Source organism: Acidimicrobiia bacterium, assembly GCA_012959995.1.
In the GTDB taxonomy this organism is placed as follows: Bacteria; Actinomycetota; Acidimicrobiia; order Acidimicrobiales; family MedAcidi-G1; genus MedAcidi-G2B.
This window is the reverse complement of record DUCC01000014.1, coordinates 45,614-65,427: the sequence shown is the minus strand read 5'-3', so window position 1 is coordinate 65,427 and position 19,814 is coordinate 45,614. Positions and strand designations below refer to the sequence as shown.

General features: G+C 54.9%; 19 protein-coding genes, 1 tRNA gene and 1 pseudogene. 17 read left to right on the top strand and 4 right to left on the bottom strand.

Translation table 11 applies throughout. The annotated features are described in order from the left end of the window. Positions 1 to 27 precede the first annotated feature (27 nt). From EYQ49_04325 to EYQ49_04310, 4 genes are all read left to right on the top strand, one after another. The gene (locus EYQ49_04325) at positions 28 to 600 is read left to right on the top strand and encodes a hypothetical protein (protein HIG25109.1); all 573 of its coding nucleotides are present in this window, start codon (positions 28 to 30) and stop codon (positions 598 to 600) included. A gap of 96 nt (positions 601 to 696) precedes the next feature. Beyond that, positions 697 to 2,376, top strand: a complete 1,680-nt coding sequence (locus EYQ49_04320) for an NAD+ synthase (protein ID HIG25108.1) — start codon at positions 697 to 699, stop codon at positions 2,374 to 2,376. Beyond that, entirely contained in the window at positions 2,373 to 2,861 is a 489-nt protein-coding gene (locus EYQ49_04315; protein ID HIG25107.1) for a hypothetical protein, read from the top strand. The genes EYQ49_04320 and EYQ49_04315 overlap by 4 nt, the downstream gene beginning before the upstream one ends. Before the next feature lie 148 nt (positions 2,862 to 3,009). Then, complete coding sequence (locus EYQ49_04310) at positions 3,010 to 3,945, top strand: sigma-70 family RNA polymerase sigma factor (GenBank protein HIG25106.1); 936 nt, start codon at positions 3,010 to 3,012, stop codon at positions 3,943 to 3,945. Between the two features lie 21 nt (positions 3,946 to 3,966). Here EYQ49_04310 and EYQ49_04305 read toward each other — a convergent pair. Next, positions 3,967 to 4,062: transfer RNA gene (locus tag EYQ49_04305), tRNA-Sec, on the bottom strand. 172 nt (positions 4,063 to 4,234) lie between these two features. Continuing rightward, positions 4,235 to 5,020 (bottom strand): HAD-IB family hydrolase, encoded by a 786-nt coding sequence (locus EYQ49_04300; GenBank protein ID HIG25105.1) that lies wholly within the window; start codon positions 5,018 to 5,020, stop codon positions 4,235 to 4,237. Between the two features lie 168 nt (positions 5,021 to 5,188). Here EYQ49_04300 and EYQ49_04295 point away from each other — a divergent pair, with 168 nt between their 5' ends. From EYQ49_04295 to EYQ49_04240, 12 genes and pseudogenes are all read left to right on the top strand, one after another. Beyond that, positions 5,189 to 5,854, top strand: coding sequence for a hypothetical protein (locus EYQ49_04295; protein HIG25104.1), 666 nt, complete (start codon positions 5,189 to 5,191; stop codon positions 5,852 to 5,854). A gap of 215 nt (positions 5,855 to 6,069) precedes the next feature. Then, positions 6,070 to 6,972, top strand: coding sequence for a CpaF family protein (locus EYQ49_04290; GenBank protein HIG25103.1), 903 nt, complete (start codon positions 6,070 to 6,072; stop codon positions 6,970 to 6,972). Continuing rightward, positions 6,969 to 7,676: a hypothetical protein gene (locus EYQ49_04285; GenBank protein ID HIG25102.1), complete on the top strand. Its 708-nt coding sequence runs from the start codon at positions 6,969 to 6,971 to the stop codon at positions 7,674 to 7,676. Before EYQ49_04290 ends, EYQ49_04285 begins: the two co-directional genes overlap by 4 nt. Next, complete coding sequence (locus EYQ49_04280; protein ID HIG25101.1) at positions 7,589 to 8,437, top strand: hypothetical protein; 849 nt, start codon at positions 7,589 to 7,591, stop codon at positions 8,435 to 8,437. The genes EYQ49_04285 and EYQ49_04280 overlap by 88 nt, the downstream gene beginning before the upstream one ends. A 68-nt stretch (positions 8,438 to 8,505) precedes the next feature. Then, positions 8,506 to 8,721, top strand: a complete 216-nt coding sequence (locus EYQ49_04275; GenBank protein HIG25100.1) for a class III signal peptide-containing protein — start codon at positions 8,506 to 8,508, stop codon at positions 8,719 to 8,721. After that, the gene (locus tag EYQ49_04270; GenBank protein ID HIG25099.1) at positions 8,722 to 9,102 is read left to right on the top strand and encodes a hypothetical protein; all 381 of its coding nucleotides are present in this window, start codon (positions 8,722 to 8,724) and stop codon (positions 9,100 to 9,102) included. After that, positions 9,099 to 9,647, top strand: coding sequence for an ATP-binding protein (locus EYQ49_04265; protein HIG25098.1), 549 nt, complete (start codon positions 9,099 to 9,101; stop codon positions 9,645 to 9,647). Before EYQ49_04270 ends, EYQ49_04265 begins: the two co-directional genes overlap by 4 nt. Positions 9,648 to 9,740: 93 nt before the next feature. Further along, a complete protein-coding gene (nhaA, locus tag EYQ49_04260) occupies positions 9,741 to 11,108 on the top strand; it encodes a Na+/H+ antiporter NhaA (protein HIG25097.1) in 1,368 nt (455 codons plus the stop codon). Further along, positions 11,109 to 13,178, top strand: a pseudogene (topA, locus tag EYQ49_04255) (type I DNA topoisomerase). A 1,068-nt stretch (positions 13,179 to 14,246) separates the two neighbouring features. Then, positions 14,247 to 15,689, top strand: a complete 1,443-nt coding sequence (locus EYQ49_04250) for an MFS transporter (GenBank protein HIG25096.1) — start codon at positions 14,247 to 14,249, stop codon at positions 15,687 to 15,689. Then, positions 15,686 to 16,285 carry a dTMP kinase gene (gene tmk / locus EYQ49_04245; GenBank protein ID HIG25095.1) on the top strand — a complete coding sequence of 200 codons (600 nt, stop codon included), beginning with the start codon at positions 15,686 to 15,688 and terminating at the stop codon, positions 16,283 to 16,285. The genes EYQ49_04250 and tmk overlap by 4 nt, the downstream gene beginning before the upstream one ends. Beyond that, positions 16,282 to 17,337: a hypothetical protein gene (locus EYQ49_04240; GenBank protein HIG25094.1), complete on the top strand. Its 1,056-nt coding sequence runs from the start codon at positions 16,282 to 16,284 to the stop codon at positions 17,335 to 17,337. Before tmk ends, EYQ49_04240 begins: the two co-directional genes overlap by 4 nt. An 18-nt stretch (positions 17,338 to 17,355) precedes the next feature. On the opposite strand, the gene EYQ49_04235 is transcribed toward EYQ49_04240, so the two are convergent. Beyond that, positions 17,356 to 18,069: an alanyl-tRNA editing protein gene (locus EYQ49_04235; protein ID HIG25093.1), complete on the bottom strand. Its 714-nt coding sequence runs from the start codon at positions 18,067 to 18,069 to the stop codon at positions 17,356 to 17,358. A gap of 1 nt (position 18,070) precedes the next feature. Further along, complete coding sequence (locus EYQ49_04230) at positions 18,071 to 18,553, bottom strand: hypothetical protein (protein ID HIG25092.1); 483 nt, start codon at positions 18,551 to 18,553, stop codon at positions 18,071 to 18,073. Between the two features lie 111 nt (positions 18,554 to 18,664). On the opposite strand from EYQ49_04230, the gene sucC reads away from it, so the two are divergent. Next, positions 18,665 to 19,813, top strand: coding sequence for an ADP-forming succinate--CoA ligase subunit beta (gene sucC / locus EYQ49_04225; GenBank protein ID HIG25091.1), 1,149 nt, complete (start codon positions 18,665 to 18,667; stop codon positions 19,811 to 19,813). Position 19,814 lies beyond the last annotated feature (1 nt).

The window sequence follows — 19,814 nt, the reverse complement described above, 5'->3', positions numbered from 1 at the left end:
GGGCATGCATACACAAGGAGAATATCAATGAAAAAGTTTCTGATTAGCGCAGCCGCCGCTGCCACCCTCATCGGCGGGTCTTTCGCTCTCGCCGCCTGGTCGCCCATGGGCACGGCCGGCGCTCAAGAAGGTGATACCTCAACCATGGATCACGCTGGGCACCGAGGTGCTCGTGGTGGTCAGCGTTTAGGTGTGGTTGCTGAGTCGTTGGGTATTGATGCTGAGGAGCTTCGTGCGCAGTTGGTTGATGGTGCGACGTTGGCGGAGATCGCCGGCGATGGTGTCGATGCTTTGGTGGCTGATTTGGTAGCGCAAGCTACGGAGCGTGCTGCTGCGGCGGTTGAGGCCGGCAAGATCGACCAAGCTCAAGCTGATGAAATGTTGGCTGGTGTTGAGGCCAAAATTACGGAACGCATAAACACCGTGGTGACTCCTGGTGATCATGCTGGCCGACGCCCAAAGATGGCTCCTGGTTTAATGCCTAAGGGCATGGATGCTGGCCATAGTGGTTCAATGCTTTCTCTTGATGGTTCACGCATGTCAGTCCGCCCTTTTGGTGGCAACATCCAACCTCTCCCGGTTCCGGCTACTAACGCTTAACCCCTGTCCCCCCAAAAAATAGAAAGGCACTTGGGTACACCACCTAGGTGTCTTTTTATTTGGGTTAGGGCGGCAACTGGTCGCTACGCTTTACCTATGGCAAGCATTCGTGTGGCTTTGGCCCAGTTGAACATGGTGGTCGGCGACTTGGCCGGCAATGTTGAGCGGGTGCTTGATGTCTTGCCTCAGGTGGCTGACGCAGACCTTGCTTTGTTTCCTGAGATGACGGTGACTGGTTATCCGCTCGAAGATTTAGTGTTGAAAGCTAGTTTTGTGGCCGACAGTAAAAAAGCGGTTGAAGAAATTGCTGTGGCCAGCGGGTCGTGTGCTTTGGTGGTGGGTTTTGCCGATACGGGCCCTCAAGGGCAGGTTTATAACGCCATAGCGGTTTGCCATGAGGGAAAAATCGTGGGGGTTTACCACAAGCGAGAACTCCCGAACTATGCGGTGTTTGACGAAGCCCGCCACTTCTCTCCAGGCACCAAGCCGCTGCAGTTGTTCGAAGTCGCCGGGGTGCGGGTGGGTTTGGCCATTTGTGAAGATTTGTGGATACCCGATGGCCCGATTGAAGATTTCGTCGCTGGTGGGGCCGAGTTGTTGGTGACCGTTAATGGTTCGCCTTATGACGACGTAAAATTTTCGGCTCGCCAAGCGGTGGTGGCTGCTACTGCTTCGTCGTCGGGTCGGCCGGTTGTTTATCTCAATTTGGTGGGGGCGCAAGACGAACTGGTTTTCGACGGGGGTTCCATGGTGGCTGACCCGAAGGGCAGTTTTGTTGCTCGGGCTTCACGTTTTTTTGAAGAGGTCATGGTGGTTGATGTTGAGGTTCCTGATCAACCGATTGCGGAAACCGATCTTGAGGTGGTGCCCGTTTCGCTTTCGGTGCCTCGTCATGAACGGTTGACTCCACCAATTGTTACCCCGCTAAGTCCCGAGGCCGAGTTGTATACCGCTTTGGTAATCGCTACCCGAGATTACGTGCAGAAAAGTGGTTTTAGTGATGTGTGTTTGGGTTTGTCTGGTGGCGTGGATTCCGCTCTGGTGGCCACTATCGCTGCGGATGCTTTAGGGGCCGATCATGTGCATGCCGTGTTGATGCCTTCACGGTATTCCAGTGATCATTCAATAACCGATGCGCAACAATTGGTGGACCGCCAAGGGTTGGGAAGCCAAGTGGTGGCTATTGAAGAGGCCCACCAAGCTTTTCACCATTTGTTGGCGCCCGCTTTGGGCGAAGACCTTCCGGGCTTTACTGATGAAAACCTTCAGGCCCGTATTCGCGGGGTTTTGCTGATGGCTTTCTCGAATGCTTTTGGTTGGCTGGTTTTAACTACTGGCAACAAGAGTGAGTCTGCGGTGGGTTTTTCAACGCTTTACGGCGATACCGCTGGGGCTTATGCGGTGATTCGTGACGTGTACAAAACCCGGGTGTATGACCTGTGTCGCTGGCGTAATGAACAAGAGGACACCCCGGTTATTCCTGAAAATATTTTAACCAAGACGCCGTCGGCTGAGCTGCGGCCTGATCAACGCGACGATCAACGGTTGCCTCCGTACGAAATTTTGGACCCACTTTTAGAGGCTTACATTGAAGGCGATCGCACTCGAGCTGATTTGGTGGCCGACGGTTTTGAGAAAGATTTAGTGGATCGGGTGGTGCGCCTGGTTGATTTGGCAGAGTACAAGCGCCGCCAAACCCCGTTGGGTCCTCGGGTTACCATTAAAGGTTTCGGGCGAGATCGGCGTCTGCCGGTCGTTAACAGGTATTTGGGGTGATCTTTTTTTCGACCGCTGATGGGGCGCGTATTTTTGGCGGAATGGCTTGGTTGAGTAGTCAACTTGCTGAGCACTGTTTGAAGTGGGCTTCTGATGGGCTGGATGCATCTGCGGCTCCGGAGATGCGTTCGTTGGGTCGACGGTTCGAACAGCAGGCGGCTTGGTGGAAGGCGCTGGTTCCTGAATCGGTGTTGTTGCAAGATCAAGTTTTGGATGGGCCGGTGTCAGCAGAGGTAGCAGCGTTCTTAACGGCGTTAAAAGCGTTGCCGCCGGGCCAACGTTTGGCGGCCGGAGGGTTGGTAATTAATGCTTGGCAGGAAGATGTGGCGGGGTTGACTACGGCAATGACCACGGTGGGGGATGCGCCTGTTCTTCGCGTGGCCGGTCTTGTTGGTGCAGATTTTGAAGATTTTCCTGTAGTTTCTGGCGCCTTGGAAGAGGTTTTTGTTTCAACTCTTCAAGCGGCTCGCCCACTGACGGGATAAATAATTTAAAAAAAAGTGACCAAGGTCACTATTTGGCGTTGTGGTCGCCGGGTCGGTCGGTAAAGTGACGCCACAGCAAAGTAGCCATGAGGGCACTTTCGTCGATCAAGTCTGGTGTCGGCGGTAACTTCACCAGGAGGAGATTTAGGTGGCGAAGAATCGGGTTGAACGAGATGAAGAAGACCTTGTACGGCTGTACCTCACCGATATTGGTCAATACCCTCTGTTGACCAAAGAGGGTGAAGTGCGTTTGGCCCAGCAGATAGAAAAAGGCGTTGAGGCCCGCACCGAACTTGATGAGGCAACCGGCGTCACTCCCGCTCGCCGCCGTGAGCTGCGGCGCAACTTGCAGCGAGGCGAAAAAGCAGAGCGCACGTTTACCCAATCCAACTTGCGGCTGGTGGTTTCTATCGCCAAAAAATATCAGGCTTCCGGTTTGCCTTTATTGGACCTCATCCAAGAAGGCAACTTAGGACTCATGCACGCCGTAGAAAAGTTTGATTGGCGAAAAGGTTTTAAGTTCTCCACTTACGCCACGTGGTGGATTCGCCAAGCCATCACCCGTGGTATCGCCAACACCGGACGCACTATTCGGCTCCCTGTGCATGCTGGCGACACGCTGGCTCGTCTTCAAAAAGCCCGTTCGCGCCTAGAAATCAAGTTTGGTCGTACTGCTACCTTGTCTGAGTTGGCGGCAGAGGTTGAGATGCCCGAAGACAAGGTCACCGAAGCTTTGCGCTTTGCTGCCGAACCGTTGTCTTTGAGCGAACCATTGCGCGAAGACGGTGACGCTGAGTTAGGTGATGTGGTTGAAGATCGAGCGGCCGAGTCTCCTTTTGAATCGGCGGCCACCTCGTTGTTGCCCGAAGAGATCAGCCGCTTGTTGGCTCCTCTTGATGAACGAGAGCGGGAGATCTTAAAACTCCGTTTTGGTTTAGATCGAGGGGAACCCCGCACCCTCGAAGAAGTGGGCGACTATTTTGAACTGACGCGAGAACGCATTCGCCAAATTGAAGCTCGGGCCATGTCAAAGTTACGCCACCCTTCAAGTGACACCGGGGCCCGCGACCTGTTGGCCATTTAGCCAAACAAAGTAAAAATTGTTTGGCGGAGGTGGACGGGAATCGAACCCGCCGGACGGGGGTCGCCCGTCCCGCCCGCTTTGAAGACGGGGGAGCCCACCAGGTACTCAGACACCTCCACGCAGAACGTTACGGCCTAAAAACAGGAAAGGCCATCTTGAAGGAGCGGCCGTGGCATGCCCGGTCTATATTGATCGTATGAAAAAGTTTGCCATGCTGGCTGCATTAGCCGCACTGATATCGGTAGCAGTAAAAAAGGTGCGGTCTATTTAGTCGCACCGGTGAAGATGGTCACCGCTTTTGGCGGCGGGTCATCTTACGGATGAATAATCCGATACCGAAGAGACAACCGACGGTACCGACGACGGCCAGCAATTTGCTGCGTTCAATGGGTATGCGTTGCCCGAGGGCTACCGGGCGAGCAAATTCCTGTATTTCCCATTGGCGTTGGGTGGCTTCTTTGCGGAGTGCCCGGTCGGGGTTAACCGCCACGGGGTTACCCACGGTTTCCAGCAACGGCAGGTCGGTAACCGAGTCGGAGTAGGCCCACGAGTTGGTGAGGTCAATGTTTTTTTCGATGGCCAGTTTTTCGATGGCTTCTGCTTTGCCGGGTCCTTGAGCGTAGAACTCCACTTCTCCGGTGTAACGCCCGTTGGCGTCAATGGTGGCAGTGGTGGCAATAAATTCGTCGACGCCTAAGTGGGTGGCGAGGGGTTGCACGATTTCTGCTGGTGAGGCGGAAACTAAAACCAGAAGCCTTCCTTGTTCACGATGATGGTTGAGGAGGTCTAACGCTTCGTCGTAGACGATGGGTTCAATAACGTAGGTGAGGTGTTCGTTTACCAAACGGCGCAGGCCTTCTTGTTCCCACCCGGCGGCCAGTTTGAGGGCGGTGCGGCGGGCCCGTTCCATAGAGTTTTCGTCGGCGCCAAAGAAGCGAAAAAGCAACTGTCCCCAAGCGGCGCGCAAAGCCATAGGAGCGCTCAGGTAGCCAGCTTTGTGGAGGGCCGGGCCGTAGGCGGCAAGTGAAGCACGGGCGATCACTGTTTTGTCGAGATCAAAAAAAGCCGCTTCCATAGTAAAATCTTACGCCGTGGCGCTTCTTTTTACCGGTTGGTCTAAGCGGGTCTTTGCGGTAGTGTGCCCACACCGGTTGAGGGTGACCTTGTTCGGTTCTCGGCTTTGAGCCCTTTTGCTTTCCCCTTTTTGTCAACTTCCCTTTGACAATTCTTTTTGGAAGGCTTGATGATGTTGATGGTGTGCTGGTCGCTTAAAGGCGGCATGGGAACAACGGTGGTAGCAGCGGGGCTGGCTTTGTCTTCGGCTCGTGCAGGAAAACGTCCATGGTTATTGGACCTCGATGGGGATCTCCCGTCGGTATTGGGTGTTGATGGTGCAGGTCCGGGTATGACCGATTGGTGTTCGGCCCTTGATGGTCCGGAATGCGAAGCAATTGAGCAGTTAGCGACTGAGGTCTCAGAGATACGCCTGGTAGGTCGAGGCATGTCTTCTTGGGATGATGTAATTTCTGAGCGGATGAAAGAGATGGCCGAATATTTGGTTGGTCTTGATCAAACGGTGGTGGTGGATGCGGGCAATCTGTTTCATTCGGGCCCACCGCAGGTACTCATTGACCCTTTGTTGGCGGCAGCAGACCGCTCAATTTTGGTTACCCGAGCGTGTTATTTAGCGTTGCGAAGGGTCCCGATACAAACCCACCGTCCTACGGAGGTGGCGCTCACCGTAGAACCGGGCCGAGCCTTGGGGCGGGCCGATGTAGAACAGGTAGTGGGTGCTCCGGTCACCATGCGGGTGCTGACAGATCCGGCTATTGCCCGCGCGGTGGATTCTGGTTTACTGGCTCGCCGAACACCCCGGGTGTTGTTGCGTGGGGTAGGGGCGGCATCGTGAATTCTTTGATCGCCGCTGTCCATGCCGAGGTTTTAGATCAACTAACCGGCGAGACAGGTCCGGAGGCCGAGGCATTGGTGGAGGCGCTCGTGCTGCGCCATAACCCTTTGTTAGGTCACGTGGCTCGCCAAAAAGTGGTGGATGCCGTGTTGGCTCGCATCACTGGGCTGGGGGCTTTGGAACCGTTGTTTGTGGATCCGCTCGTTTCGGAGGTCATGGTCAATGGCCCCGGCCAGGTTTTTGTCGAAAGAGAAGGCCAATTAGAACGCACCGAGGTGCGTCTTGATGAAGCGGAGTTGGCTCGGTTGGTGGAGCGGGTGGTAGCGCCCACGGGCCGGCGGGTGGATCGGGCAAGCCCCTGGGTTGATGGCCGGTTGTTAGATGGGTCTCGCATCAATGTGGTGGTCCCGCCGATTGCGGTTGATGGGGCTTGTGTAACCATTCGCCGTTTTGGAAATCGACGGTTTTCTTTGGCTGAACTTGCTTCACCTGAGGTGGCTTCGCTGCTGCAATCCATGGTGCAACAACGGGCCAACATTGTGGTGAGTGGCGCCACGGGGTCGGGAAAAACGACTTTGTTGGGAGCGTTAGCGGGGGTTATAGATAAGAGCGAACGGTTGGTGACCATTGAGGATGCGGCAGAGCTTTCGTTGGATGCCCCGCATGTGGTGCGTCTCGAGGCTCGCCCCCCCAATTGTGAGGGGGTCGGCGAGGTCACGATCCGTGATTTGGTCAGGAACTCGTTGCGTATGCGCCCAGATCGCATTGTGGTGGGTGAGGTGCGCGGCCCGGAGGCTTTCGACATGTTGCAGGCCTTAAATACGGGCCACGATGGTTCGTTGTCTACTTGCCATGCCAACAGCGCCGCCGATGCCCTGCGCCGGTTGTCGACCATGGTGTTGCTGGCCGCTCCGGGGTTGTCGCCCATGGTGGCCGATGCTTTGGTGGCGGGCAGCGTAGATGTCATTGTGCAAATGGGTCGTCAGGGGGCACGCCGTTTGGTGACCGATGTTTTAGAGGTCCGGCCTCCGGGTGAAGTTGAGGCAACAAAAATGGTGGTGACCGGCGGGGTAGTGGCTGTTGGGGTTGATCAATCGGGTCACCGGTGGGGCCGATGACTGCGGGGTTTCTGGCCGCGATAACGGTGGTGGCTTTTGCGGGGGCAAAGTTGCCGAGGATGGGGCGCCGGCGTTTACCTGGTCAAAGCAACCCGATGAGCCGGGTGGCGGCGGAGCGGGAAAACATTTTATTGGGGGGATGGTTGGTTCAACGTTTTCGTTTGTCGTCCCGAAGGTTCAATATGGCGTTACCGGGGGTGCTCGATGAGATTGTGCGTTCGTTGTCTTCGGGGGCTACTTTGCCCGATGCGTTGAACGAGGCACAAACTACTGGGGGGCCGGTGGCTGAAGATTTAGCGTTGGTGGCGGCGGATACTAATGCGGGTGCTCCTTTGGGTGAGGCGTTGGAACGGTGGAGTGTTCGACGCCCTGAAACTCATGTTGATTTGGTGGTGGCGGCGGTTGATTTGGCTTTGGTTTCGGGCGGTGAACCTGCTGATTTATTGGCTGGGGTAGCGGAGGCTTTGCGTGACGAAGAAGCGGTTGCCGCCGAGGCTCGGGCGTTGGCTACTCAGGCTCGGGCTTCGGCTGGGGTGGTGGCGTTAGCTCCGCTGGCTTTTGCGGTGTTGACGGCTCCGTTTCGGTCGGGTGGTCTTGTTGGGGGCGGAACAGCGGGGTGGATTCTTTTAATAGGGCTGGCCTTAGATGGGCTGGGTTTGTGGTGGATGTGGCGCATTACGTCTTTTTCTGGGGTGGTTCGGTGAGCCTGGTATTTATTTTTTGGGTGTGTGGGGTACTGATTTTGTGCGGTCGGTTTTTTCGGCCGGCGCCGCTTCTCAAAAAGAAGGGAAGCGATAAACCTTTGCGAACTAACCGGTTGGCACTATTGGGTGGTTGGTTGCGAAAAAAGGCGCAGCGGCCAGCTTCGGTCCAAGCCGATTTGCGGTTAGGTCGAGCGGTGGCGGCGGGTGGGTTTTTGTTGCTGGTGCACCTGGTGGCCGCTTTAGCGGTCGGGGGGTTGGTGTGGTTGGCTCCACTTTGGGTGAAGCGTCGGGCTCGCCGCCAGCGGGAAGCTGCTGTAGCCGCTGATCTGCCTTGGTTGGCGGGTTTGATTCGTTTAGGGGTGGGGGCAGGTTTGCCGATTGGTCAGGCGTTGACCGAGGCTGCGCAGCGGGGCAAAGGTCCGGCTTTTCAAGCGGCGTCGGAGGCCATGGATCGCACGGCCCGTGGGGAGCCTTTGGCTTTGGCTTTAGAAGGTCTGCGGAGTTCACTGGGTGAGCCGGGCCGCCCCTTGGTGGCGGCCTTGGTGGCGGCGGTTCGTTTGGGGGCTCCGGTGGGTCCGGCGTTGGATGCGGCGGCGGTGAATTTACGGGCCCGGTCTCGGCGCCAGGCAGAGGTGCGAGCGCGGAAGGTGCCGGTGCAAATGTTGTTCCCGTTGGCTCTTTGTATTTTGCCGGCTTTCGTGCTGCTGTCGGTGGTGCCTATGGTGCTCGACGCTTTGGGCAATCTGGAGGTTGGCCTGTGATTTTTCTTCCCCTTCTCAAAAATTCTCCTCATGGGGGCTCTAACCCCACATGACGAGGATGCAATTTTATGAAAGTAGGAAACACTATGCGTGCACGTATTGTTCGCTGGCATTCAACCCTTTACACCCTTGATGATCGGGGGCAAACAACCGCAGAGTATGTGCTGCTAATTTTAGGCGCAGCCACTATCGCTATTTTGGTTACCAGTTGGGCCACCGGTACCGGCAAGGTGACGCAACTTTTTGACAAGGTACTTAACTCGCTGATTCGTAAGGTGGCGTAGTTGTTTAACCACCGGCGTGTCGTAAAAAACGACAGCGGCCAAGCCACCGTGGAGTTGGTGTTAGTGCTCCCGGTGGTGGTGTTCTTGGCCTTGTCGTTAGTGCAAGTGGGTTTGGTGGTGCGCAGCGCCATTTTGGTAGAGCATGCGGCGCGGGAAGGAGCACGCGCCGCGGCAGTTGGCGATTCATCAAGAAAGATTGAAAATGCGGTGATCGGCTCCACGGGTTTTTCGCCTGCTGCGGTGCGGGTGCAACGAAATTTTCGTGGTGACCGGGTCACCGTGGAGGTGTTTTACACCGATCCCACGGATGTCCCGATGATCGGAAACTTGTTTCCCGACATTGTGGTGAGTGGCTCAGCCACCATGCGAAGAGAGACATGACCCCGGTCGGGGTCACGGGAGGTCTAGATTTGCGAGGTAAGACGAAGCGACAACCAAGGAGAGGGAAGTGCAGCAAATGGTCCGCTGGGTTTTCCTACGTAGTGGCGATGGCTTCTGACCAGCCCATTGGCGTCGTGGAGCTAAGAATCCCTGCCCAAGCGGAGTACCTGCAATTGGTGCGTTCGGTGGTGGGGGCGGCTGTGTCTTGCCAACCGAGCGTGCCTCCCGACCGGGTAACTGACCTTCGTTTGGCTGTTTCGGAAGCCGCCACCAACGCTATTGAAGCCCACGGTGAATCTTTAGTAAACGATCGAGTGACCATGCGTTGTCATCTCACCGGTAGCCAAGTCATTTTAGAAATAACCGACCAAGGTGGGGGCTTCGACCCGCAGAGTGTGCCTGACCTCCCCGAGGTTGAGGACGTTAAACGGCTTCAACACGAGTCGGGCATGGGCCTCTCGCTCATGCGTCATTTAACTGATGAAACAACGGTCCAAGTGGGGGAATCCGGCACGGTTATTCGATTGAAAATTAACTTTGAGTGACTTAACAATGAGCGCTTAATTGGATTAAAAGGTGGGACTGGGCTCGATGACCACTACGGTCTCCTGCGCTCTCCACTCTACGAAAAAGACAAAATGGCTGGAAAAACTACACCTTCATCCCTGACCTGGTTAGGGAGCGATAATCGGCTGGCTCGAAGAGTGGGCCGTCCTATGCAGCGGTTCTTAGGCATTGAGGCCGCTGGTGGCGTGCTGCTTATTGTGGCCACCGTGATAGCCATGGTGTGGGCTAATTCTCCTTGGTCGAGTAGTTACACGGATTTGTGGAACACCGAGATCCATTTGGCTTTGGGTGATCTTTTAACCTTGGAGCATCTGGGGCATCCACTAACTCTCGGCCAGTTTGTAAACGATGTCTTGATGGTGATTTTTTTCTTTGTGGTGGGTTTGGAAATTAAACGCGAGTTGGTGATGGGAGAACTCAGAGAGTTCCGTGCCGCCTTGTTACCTGCCGCCGCTGCTTTGGGCGGGATGGTGGTACCGGCGCTTATTTACTTTGCTTTGAACAGTTCTGGTGATGCTTCGGCTGGGTGGGGTATTCCGATGGCTACTGATATTGCTTTCGCCGTGGGGGTGCTCTCCTTATTGGGTCCGCGTATCCCAACATCGTTAAAAATCTTTTTGTTGACGCTGGCCATTGTTGATGACATTGGGGCCATTTTGGTCATTGCTATCTTTTATACCGAAAAGTTGGCCGCCGATTGGCTATTGCTCGCTTTTGCGGTGGCGGTGGTGGTGCGTTTGTTAACCAAGGCCCGGGTTTGGTACACCCCCATTTATGCCGTGTTGGGCACGGTGATGTGGTACGCCGTTTTTGAATCCGGTGTTCATGCCACCATTGCTGGGGTGGTTATGGGGCTTTTGGCTCCTGCTAAACCGTTAATTAAAGAAGATCAACAATCGGAAACTTTTCAACTCTCAGAAGTAGCCGATGTGGATGCCCAATCGTTGCGCCGCATGGCTTTTGAAATAAGCGAAACGGTGCCAGTCGCCGAACGTTTAGAAAATTTGCTGCACCCGTTAACGGGGTTCGTTATTTTGCCGCTTTTTGCTTTAGCTAATGCGGGCATTGTTTTGAGCGTGGACTCCATTACGACTGCCGCATCGTCAGGAATAACTTTGGGTGTTTCGTTGGGTTTGGTGGCCGGAAAAATTATTGGCGTGTCGGTGTTTACCTTGTTGGCCGTTCGCTTTGGTTTATGCAGTCTTCCTAGCGGGGCTTCTTCTCGCCACGTGGTGGGGGTAGCGGCCATGGCGGGGATTGGTTTCACGGTGTCGTTGTTTATTACTGGGCTGGCTTTTTCTGACCCGGTATTGCAAGACGAGGCGAAGATCGGCATTTTGGTGGCTTCGTTGTTGGCGGCTTTGTTGGGAGCATTTATTTTGCGTGGCGCTAAACCAATAAGTGAGCATGTGTCAGTATCAGAAAATGCAGGTATTTAAATGTCTTACGCTCTCGTAATTGTTGAGTCCCCGGCTAAGGCAAAAACTATTGCCGGGTATTTAGGTAAAGGCTTCCAGGTGGAGTCTTCGATTGGCCATGTGCGTGATCTCCCTATGCGGGCGGCCGATGTGCCGGAATCACATAAACATTTTAAGTGGGCCAAACTCGGCATTGATGTTGAAAACGATTTTGAGCCTTTGTATGTGGTGAGCCCCGACAAGAAGCAACAGATCGCCAAGTTGCGCAAGTTGTTGAAAGGCGCTGATCAACTCTTTCTGGCTACTGATGAGGATCGCGAGGGAGAAGCTATCGCTTGGCATTTGTTGAGTTTGTTGAAACCCAAGGTGCCGGTGCATCGCATGGTTTTTCATGAAATTACTAAAAAGGCCATCACTGAAGCGTTAGATAATACGCGTGAAATCGACCAGGGTCTGGTTGATGCGCAGGAGACCCGTCGCTTGTTGGATCGTCTCTACGGTTTTGAATTGTCGCCGGTGCTGTGGCGTAAGATTGCTCCGCGTTTGTCGGCGGGCCGGGTACAAAGCGTGGCTACGCGCATTGTGGTGGAGCGTGAACGGGAACGTATGGCGTTTTCGTCGGCCGGGTATTGGAGTTTGAATGCCGAGTTGACGACCCCAACACCAGAAACTTTTTCGGCCGCTTTGCTTGAGGTCAAGGGCCGCCGGGTGGCCGGTAGCCAACATTTTGATGACACTGGTGCGGTTACTTCGCCGGAGGTAATGGTGCTTGATGAAGCGGCGGCGGTGGCCTTGTCGAGCGCTTTGGCCAATGAGTCGCTCACCGTGGAGTCGGTCAAGCCAAAGCCTTATAGTCGCCGACCGGCTGCCCCTTTTATTACTTCGACGTTTCAGCAGGCTGCTGGCGGACGACTCAAAATGTCGTCGGGCCGGGCCATGCGGGCGGCTCAGAATCTTTATCAAAATGGTTACGTCACTTATATGCGTACCGATTCGACCACTTTGTCGGATACGGCTTTGCGGGCTGCTCGGGCGGTGATCGCTGATCAGTTTGGTAGTGACTATTTGCCTCCTGCCCCTCGGACTTATAAAAATAAGGTGCGTAATGCGCAAGAGGCTCATGAGGCTATTCGCCCGGCCGGCGACCAGTTTCGGGATCCTCAAGAGGTGGCCGCTGAGGTAAGTCGTGATGAAGCCATGATTTACGAAATGATTTGGCAGCGAACGGTGGCTTCTCAGATGACCGATGTTGTTGGTGAGACGGTGCAGATTCGCCTTACCGGTCAAGCCGGTGAAGATCCTCTTGAAATGGTGAGCAAAGTGCCGGTCTTGTTTGCTACCAGCGGCACCATTATTAGCCATCTTGGTTTTCGCAAGGTTTATGCCGGTAGCAGTGACGAGAATGAGCAAGTTGTTTTGCCGCAGGTCAGTGAAGGGGACCGCGTTCAGATTGCTGACCTTGTTCCAGAGGGTCATACCACGCAGCCACCTTCACGGTTTACTGAAGCGTCTTTGATCAAAAAGTTAGAAGAGCTCGGGGTGGGCCGTCCTTCTACTTATGCCTCCATCATGGAGACCATTCAAAATAAGGATTATGTGTGGAAGAAGGGCTCGGCTTTGGTGCCGACCTTTAGCGCTTTTGCGGTGACCACTTTGTTGGAGACGCATTTTCCGAAGTTGGTTGATTACAACTTCACGGCGCTTATGGAAGACGACCTTGATGAAATTTCTCGAGGTGAGGCGCAACGGGTGCCTTGGTTGCGTGATTTTTATTTCGGCACGGATGGTGAAGAAGGGTTACACGACAAGGTCACCCATCGTTTGGGCGATATTGATGCCAAGGGGGTGTCCACGGTTGTTTTGGGCGCTCATGGTGGCCAAGAAGTAGTGGCTTGTTTTGGCCGGTTTGGCACTTATGTGCAAAAAGGTGAGGAAAGCCGTTCGATTCCTGATGACGTTCCGCCTGATGAACTTACGGTGGCGGCGGCTATGGAGTTTTTGGATGCCCCCACCGAACAGCATCTGGGTGATGACCCGGTGTCTGGTTTGCCGGTTATTGCTAAGTCAGGCAAGTTTGGTCCTTATGTGTCTTTGGGGCGTTTGCCGGCCCCCATTAAGCGTTCACCAGAGTTGATTGCTTTAACGGGGGTGGGCTTACGAAGCAAAGAGATCAAGGCGGCGTTGTCTTACCTGCGGTTGGCTGTTGACCCGGTAGATGAAAAGGTGGTGCGCCATATTGCCAATATTCCTAAGCGAGGTATCGGCAAAGGGACTTTGGATAAGATTTCTGATTTCGCGGTCGGGCATGACGTAGATTTTTTAACCGCTATGGGAAAAGCCGAAAAAGCTGGGATTACTGGGGCTGGGCTGAAGGGGGTCCGCTCCTTTTTGCGGCTTCGTAAAAAGTTGATGGGCTTGGTCGAACAAGGCCCCGGAGCGGTGGTTTCTGAAGCGGTGGGTGGCTATCGACGTGAGTTAGGGGCCAAAGAGTTAGATCGTCAAGAAAACTTGGATGGTCTGGTTGAAGCATTGGGGGCGTTCACCGGGGTGGGCGATGTACTCGAACAATTAAACAGTTTGGCCACCGTTGAGGAGGGTCCTAAACCCAAGATGGCTTCGTTGTTTTCGACTATGTCGTTGGAACGAATTACCCTTGAGGATGCTTTGGAGTTGTTGAGTTTGCCTCGCACGGTGGGGGTGGACCCAGACGACCAGGTGCCCATTACGGTGCAGAACGGTCCGTTTGGCCCGTATCTCAAAAAAGAGCATGCGGAGAAAAGTAACGAAACACGCAATATTGATAATGAAGAGCGGTTGTTGACCATCACCCTTGAGGAGTGTTTGGTTTTGTTGGCTCAACCCAAGGCTTTTGGCCGTCGGGCGGCGAAGCCACCGTTGCGTGAGTTGGGTAAGGACCCAGAGAGCGGAAATATTATTACTTTGAAAGACGGAAACTACGGTCCGTACGTATCAGACGGGGAGTACAACGCTTCGTTGGGCCGTGGTGATTCGGTAGAGTCTTTAACCGATGAGCGGGCCGCCGAGTTGTTGGCAGAACGGCGGGCTAAGGGCCCAGCTAAAAAGAAAAAACCGCGACGAAATAGGAAGTAGCTGCTGGTTGAACCGGCGGACTGGCTAATTTCTTCTAGGATTAACGTGATGTCTGATTCTCCCGTCGGGGATAAACCGCCTGAACTGCGTGATGAGTTTGTACTCGGTGACGAACCGAGTTTGCTTATCCCTGAGGGTGGCGATCGTCCAGGTTTTCATGTGCGCATGTTTTCTACCCCGGAGTTTTTTCGTTTGTGGCTGGCGCAGGTGGTGTCGGCTACCGGCGACTGGTTGGGCCTGTTGGCTATCAGCTTGTTGGCTATTCGGGTGGGTTCAGGTTCTGAGGGGGCGGCCCTTTCGATGGTTTTGGCGGCCCGTATCGCCCCCGGGTTTTTCTTTGGGCCTATTGCTGGGGTTTTAGTTGATCGGTGGGATCGCAAACGGGTGATGATTGTGTCCGATGTGGGGCGGGCTTTGGTAATGGTTTCGTTGCCGTTCGTGGACACCATTTGGGGTTTGGTGATTGCTTCGCTTATTTTGGAAGCGTTTACCATGTTGTGGTCGCCGGCTAAAGAAGCATCGGTCCCAAATTTGGTTCCCGAAGAGTACCTGACTACCGCCAACTCTCTTTCTATTTTGGCGGCTTATGGGACCTTCCCGGTGGGGGCCGGTTTGATGGTGTTGTTTGGTCGCTTGTCAACCGCTTTGTTTAGTTCTTCTTGGGCCGACAATCTGCAATTGCATGAAGAGGGGCTGGCTTTTTATGCCAATGCGGTAACGTTTTTGGTGGCCGCGGGGTTAATTTTTACGCTGCATTTGCCGCCCCGTCCTAAGCGTAAATCGTTGGCTGGGGAACCTTTGCGGGCGCGCTTGGCTGACCCTATTGCTGATTTGCGTGAGGGTTGGAAGTTTGCTTTTGTTAACCCGGTGGCTCGCACGGTGAACATGGGTTTAGCAACGGGTTTGATCGGCGGCGGCATGTTGGTGCCGTTGGGGGCGGTGTATGCCACCGAAGTTTTGGGGGCCGGCGAGTCGGGCTATGGGTTTTTGATTACTGCTTTGGGGTTGGGGGTAGCGGCCGGGGTGGCTTTGGTTTCTTGGGCGCAGCGGCACCTGCATAAAACCCGCATGTTTACTTGGTCGCTGGTTATGGCCGGCGTATTTTTGTTGGCCTCTTCTTCCATTAGCCAAATCCATTTGTCGGCGGCCATGACCTTTGGTATCGGCATGTGTGCCGGGGCGGTCTATGTGTTGGGCTTTACTTTGTTGCACGAAAATGTCACCGATGAGCTTCGGGGACGTATTTTTTCGACACTGTATTTGTTGGTGCGGATGTGCGTACTGATTGCTTTGGTGGTTGGTCCGCTGCTTGAAGAGTTGTTTGATCGTTTGTCGAAACATTTTTGGGATCGCCATATTAATCTTTTCGGGTGGGAAGTTTTTGTTCCCGGGGTGCGTCTCACCCTTTGGTTGGCTGCATTGATTATGTTGGGGTCGGGGCTGGTAGCCATTGTGTCGTTACGAGCCGGTGCTGAAGGAGAAAAAGTATGACCGGTCGTTTGGTGGCTTTTGAAGGTGGTGAAGGTTCTGGAAAGAGCACGCAGGCTCAACGGTTGGCTGATTATTTGGGGGCGTTGTTGACTCGTGAACCGGGCGGCACTTTGTTGGGTGAACAATTGCGTGCATTGGTTTTAGACCCTGAGCGGGAGGCCCCGTCAGATCGTGCGGAGGCGCTTATTATTGCTGCGGCTCGAGCACAACATGTTGCGGAAGTGGTGGGCCCGGCGTTGGCCGCTGGCACTGACGTAGTAACCGATCGGTTTATTGGTTCTTCGCTGGCGTATCAGGGGATTGGCCGGGACCTTGGGGTGGCTGAGGTAGCGGCGGTGTCGGCTTTTGCCACTAACGGCCTAGAAGCAGACTTGACACTGTTTATTGAAGTAGATGAAGCCACGGCGGCGGAGCGCATGAACCGCTCGTTGGACCGGATTGAACAGGCGGGTGAGGGTTTTCATCGGCGGGTTGCTGAGGCTTATCAGACGTTGGCTGCTGCCGATCCTGACCGTTGGGTGGTTATTGATGGGGTGGGAACCGTTGATGAGGTGACGGCTCGGGTTATGGCCGCAGTGGCTGACCGGTTGTCATGAAGGCTGAGGAATTGTGGGCCACGGTGGTGGGCCAAGCCGAGGCGGTACGGGTGTTGCAGGCGGCGGCCCAAGCCCCGGTGCATGCGTATTTGTTGGTGGGCCCAGAAGGTGCGGGGCGGTTAGCGGCGGCTCGGGCTTTTGCGGGCAGTTTGTTGGCGGGCCAAGATGAAAGCCCGGAGGGTTTGCGGCATCGTCGTTTAGCGGCGGCTGGTAAGCACGCCGATTTGGTAGAGATTTCTCCGCAGGGCCGGGCCTTGTTGGTCGCTGAAGCAGAGAGCATCATCGTGGAGGGTTCGCGTTCGCCGGTTGAGGCTCAGCGCAAGATCGTGATGGTGGATCGTTTTCATACTGCGGAGCCTGAAGCGGCAGCCAGTTTGTTGAAGACCATTGAAGAGCCGCCGCCTACCGTGGTTTTTGTTTTGTTGGCTGATGAGGTTCCTGATCATCAGATAACTATTTCTTCTCGTTGTGTGCGGGTTGATTTGCCGGCACTTGATGCGGAGGTTATTGCTGAAACACTGGTGGCTGAGGGGGTAGATGGGGAGCGCGCTCTTTTGGTGGGGGAGGCCTCGGCGGGCAGTTTGACTCGGGCTCGGATGCTGGTTTCTGACCCGGCTATTAGTAATCGTCAGGAGGCTTGGCGCTCGGTGCCGCGTCGTTTGGATGGTACCGGAGCGGCGGTAGCGGTGTTGGTGGCGGAGGTCCGTGATTTGATTAGCGATGCCGAAGGGCCGTTGGCGGTTCAGCACAAACAAGAGTTAGATGATTTGGTGGAGCGAGAAGAGTCATTGGGTTTGCGGGGTGCGGGGCGACGAGATTTGGTGGGTCGTCAAAAGCGTGAGCTTCGGCGTTTGCGTGACGATGAGTTGCGTTTTGGTTTAGCGACTTTGGCTCGTGGTTATTTGGCCCACGCCCAAGAGGATGATGCGCTGGCTGAGGGAGCGTTGGCGGCTACTGCGCTCATTACTGAGGCCACTGGCGAGTTGGTGCGTAACCCCAATGAGGCGTTGATGTTGCAGGCTTTGTTTTTGGATCTTCCTTCGCTGCCCTAGTTGTTGGGGTTATCGGTCTTAGTGGTCGTGGAGGACGAAGCGTACCCGTTTGAAGCCTTTGCCTTTTGATTCGGTTTTGGTGATTTCTATGCGGCCTACTTGGCCGGTTGATGACACGTGGGTGCCGCCGTCGGCTTGCCGGTCTAAACCCACGATGTCTACTACCCGTATTTCGGTGATTGATTCGGGGACCAAACTGACTTTGGTTCTGATGAGGTCTCGATCGAGCACGGCGTTGTCGCGGGCAAGAAATGAAACTTCGATGGACCGGTCAGCGGCGATTTCTTGGTTACAGAGGGTTTCGATGTGTTGAGCGAAACCTTCGGGGAGTTGGTCAACTTCGAAGTCCATGCGTCCGGAGAGGGCGTCCATGTTTCCACCGGTTACTACTCGTTTTTCGTCGCGCCACATGATGCCGCATAAAATGTGCATGGCGGTGTGGGTGCGCATCATGTGGCGGCGGCGTTGGTCGTCGACTTCTCCGGTCACCGTGCTGCCAATTTCTGGTAGGGGGCCTGCCAGTTTGTGGAGCACGCGTCCTTCTACGGTACGTACGTCAAGTACGGCGGCTGCTCCTTGGTTCCAGGTGAGGTGGCCGGTGTCGTGGGGTTGTCCGCCGCTGGTGGCGTAGAAGGCGGTGCGGTCAAGTTCGATGCGGTCGCCGTCGTGACTAACTACTGCCGCGGTGAAGTTTCGTAGGTCTGCGTCACGAAGGTAGAGGCGTTCGGTCATGTCATTCTTCGTTTCCGCTGAGGTCGTTTATTTCTATGCGTAACTCGTTGCCTAAAACACGCCAGGTGAGTTGTTCAAGGCCAGCGCCTTGTGAGCCGAACCGGTTGCTGTTGTCACAGGAGTCCACAAATTCTTGGCTACTGGTTTCCCACTGGGCGAGGCAGTCAATGTTTTTTTCGGGCACGCGAGCAAAGAATGAGGCCCATCCGGTGGCGGGGTCGTCGCCGAGGTGAGTGATCCAGATTGGTCGGCCGCCTCCCACTAGGTCGGGGAAAGCCACCGGGCCGTTGTCGCTAATTTCTGTGGCGAGGTTTAAGGCGTCGATGCCGCGGAAGTCATCGTCGCCGAGCCGTACGTCAAGTTCGGTGGAGGTGCCGGCTAAGCGCAGCATCAGGATCATTAATCCGAGGGTGATGGCCAGACCGAAAAGGCCGATGACTACGGCGCGGCGAGCTTGGGGGCTGGCTTTTCGGGCGATCGGCATATTGTTTTGTCCTTTAGTTGTGTTCCTCTAAGGAGGAACCGGCGGTACTTTGTGTCTAGTATCGCTGAGGCTCGTCTCGAGCCCTACATTTACTTTAGAGGAGACCTTCCGGTGGATCTTTTTGAATATCAAGGAAAGCAGTTTTTTGCTGAGTACGGCTTGCCTATTTCACCTGGTGAAATTGCGTTTACCGTTGATCAAGCAGTAGCGGCTGCGGAGGCCTTGGGCACCCCGGTCATGGTTAAGGCTCAGGTGCATACCGGTGGCCGAGGAAAAGCCGGGGGCGTCAAGTTTGCGGCCACGGTTGATGAGGTGCGTGAACACGCCACCAATATTTTGGGTTTGGATATCAAGGGCCATGTGGTGGGCCGGGTTTGGATTGAAAAAGCATCCGATATTGCTGAGGAGTATTACGCCAGTTTTACTTTGGATCGTTCGGCTAAAAAACATTTGGGCATGCTTTCTGCCGAAGGTGGAGTGGAAATCGAAACGGTGGCTGAAGAAAACCCGGAAGCTATTGCCAAGATTTGGGTTGATCCGGTAGATGGTCTTGATGAAGAGACAACTCGTGCCTGGGTGGCGGCGGCCAACCTGCCTGAAGCGGCGGTGGAGGGGACGGTAGAAATTTTGCTGGGCCTTTACCGAGCCTACGTAGAGGGTGACGCTGATTTGGTGGAGATCAACCCGTTGATTTTGACTCCCGAAGGCAAAGTGCATGTGCTGGACGCCAAGGTCACTTTGGACGGCAACTCGGTGTTTCGCCACCCGGAGTACGCCGCCTTTGAAGAAACACAGACCCGTGACGAGCGTGAAGCCGCCGCCCACGAAAAAGGCTTGCAGTACGTGGGCTTGGACGGCACGGTGGGGGTTATTGCTAACGGTGCTGGTTTAGCCATGTCGACCGTGGATGTAGTGAATCAGGTGGGCGGCGGGGCCGCCAACTTTTTAGATATTGGCGGTGGTGCCAACGCAGAGGTCATGGCCGGAGCATTAGAGGTCATTAATAATGATCCGGCGGTGGAATCAATTTTCATCAACATTTTTGGTGGCATCACCCGAGGCGAAGAGGTGGCTAACGGCATCATCGGTGCTTTAGAGAGGGTCGATATTGAGGCTCCTATTGTTATTCGCCTTGATGGCACCAATGCCGATGAGGGGCGAGCCATTTTGGCTCCTCACTTGTCGGAGTCGCTGCAGATGGCGTCCACCATGTTAGAAGCAGCCCGTAAAGCAGTGGCTTTAGCCGGAAAGGAAGCCTAGT

Excerpts from the sequence above, each read along its gene's own strand:
- EYQ49_04325 (HIG25109.1), top strand. The coding sequence starts at position 28 with ATGAAAAAGTTTCTGATTAGCGCAGCCGCCGCTGCCACCCTCATCGGC.
- EYQ49_04320 (HIG25108.1), top strand. The coding sequence starts at position 697 with ATGGCAAGCATTCGTGTGGCTTTGGCCCAGTTGAACATGGTGGTCGGC.
- EYQ49_04300 (HIG25105.1), bottom strand. The coding sequence starts at position 5,020 with ATGGAAGCGGCTTTTTTTGATCTCGACAAAACAGTGATCGCCCGTGCT.
- EYQ49_04295 (HIG25104.1), top strand. The coding sequence starts at position 5,189 with ATGATGTTGATGGTGTGCTGGTCGCTTAAAGGCGGCATGGGAACAACG.
- EYQ49_04290 (HIG25103.1), top strand. The coding sequence starts at position 6,070 with ATGGTCAATGGCCCCGGCCAGGTTTTTGTCGAAAGAGAAGGCCAATTA.
- EYQ49_04285 (HIG25102.1), top strand. The coding sequence starts at position 6,969 with ATGACTGCGGGGTTTCTGGCCGCGATAACGGTGGTGGCTTTTGCGGGG.
- EYQ49_04275 (HIG25100.1), top strand. The coding sequence starts at position 8,506 with ATGAAAGTAGGAAACACTATGCGTGCACGTATTGTTCGCTGGCATTCA.
- EYQ49_04265 (HIG25098.1), top strand. The coding sequence starts at position 9,099 with ATGACCCCGGTCGGGGTCACGGGAGGTCTAGATTTGCGAGGTAAGACG.
- nhaA (HIG25097.1), top strand. The coding sequence starts at position 9,741 with ATGGCTGGAAAAACTACACCTTCATCCCTGACCTGGTTAGGGAGCGAT.
- EYQ49_04250 (HIG25096.1), top strand. The coding sequence starts at position 14,247 with ATGTCTGATTCTCCCGTCGGGGATAAACCGCCTGAACTGCGTGATGAG.
- tmk (HIG25095.1), top strand. The coding sequence starts at position 15,686 with ATGACCGGTCGTTTGGTGGCTTTTGAAGGTGGTGAAGGTTCTGGAAAG.
- EYQ49_04240 (HIG25094.1), top strand. The coding sequence starts at position 16,282 with ATGAAGGCTGAGGAATTGTGGGCCACGGTGGTGGGCCAAGCCGAGGCG.
- EYQ49_04235 (HIG25093.1), bottom strand. The coding sequence starts at position 18,069 with ATGACCGAACGCCTCTACCTTCGTGACGCAGACCTACGAAACTTCACC.
- EYQ49_04230 (HIG25092.1), bottom strand. The coding sequence starts at position 18,553 with ATGCCGATCGCCCGAAAAGCCAGCCCCCAAGCTCGCCGCGCCGTAGTC.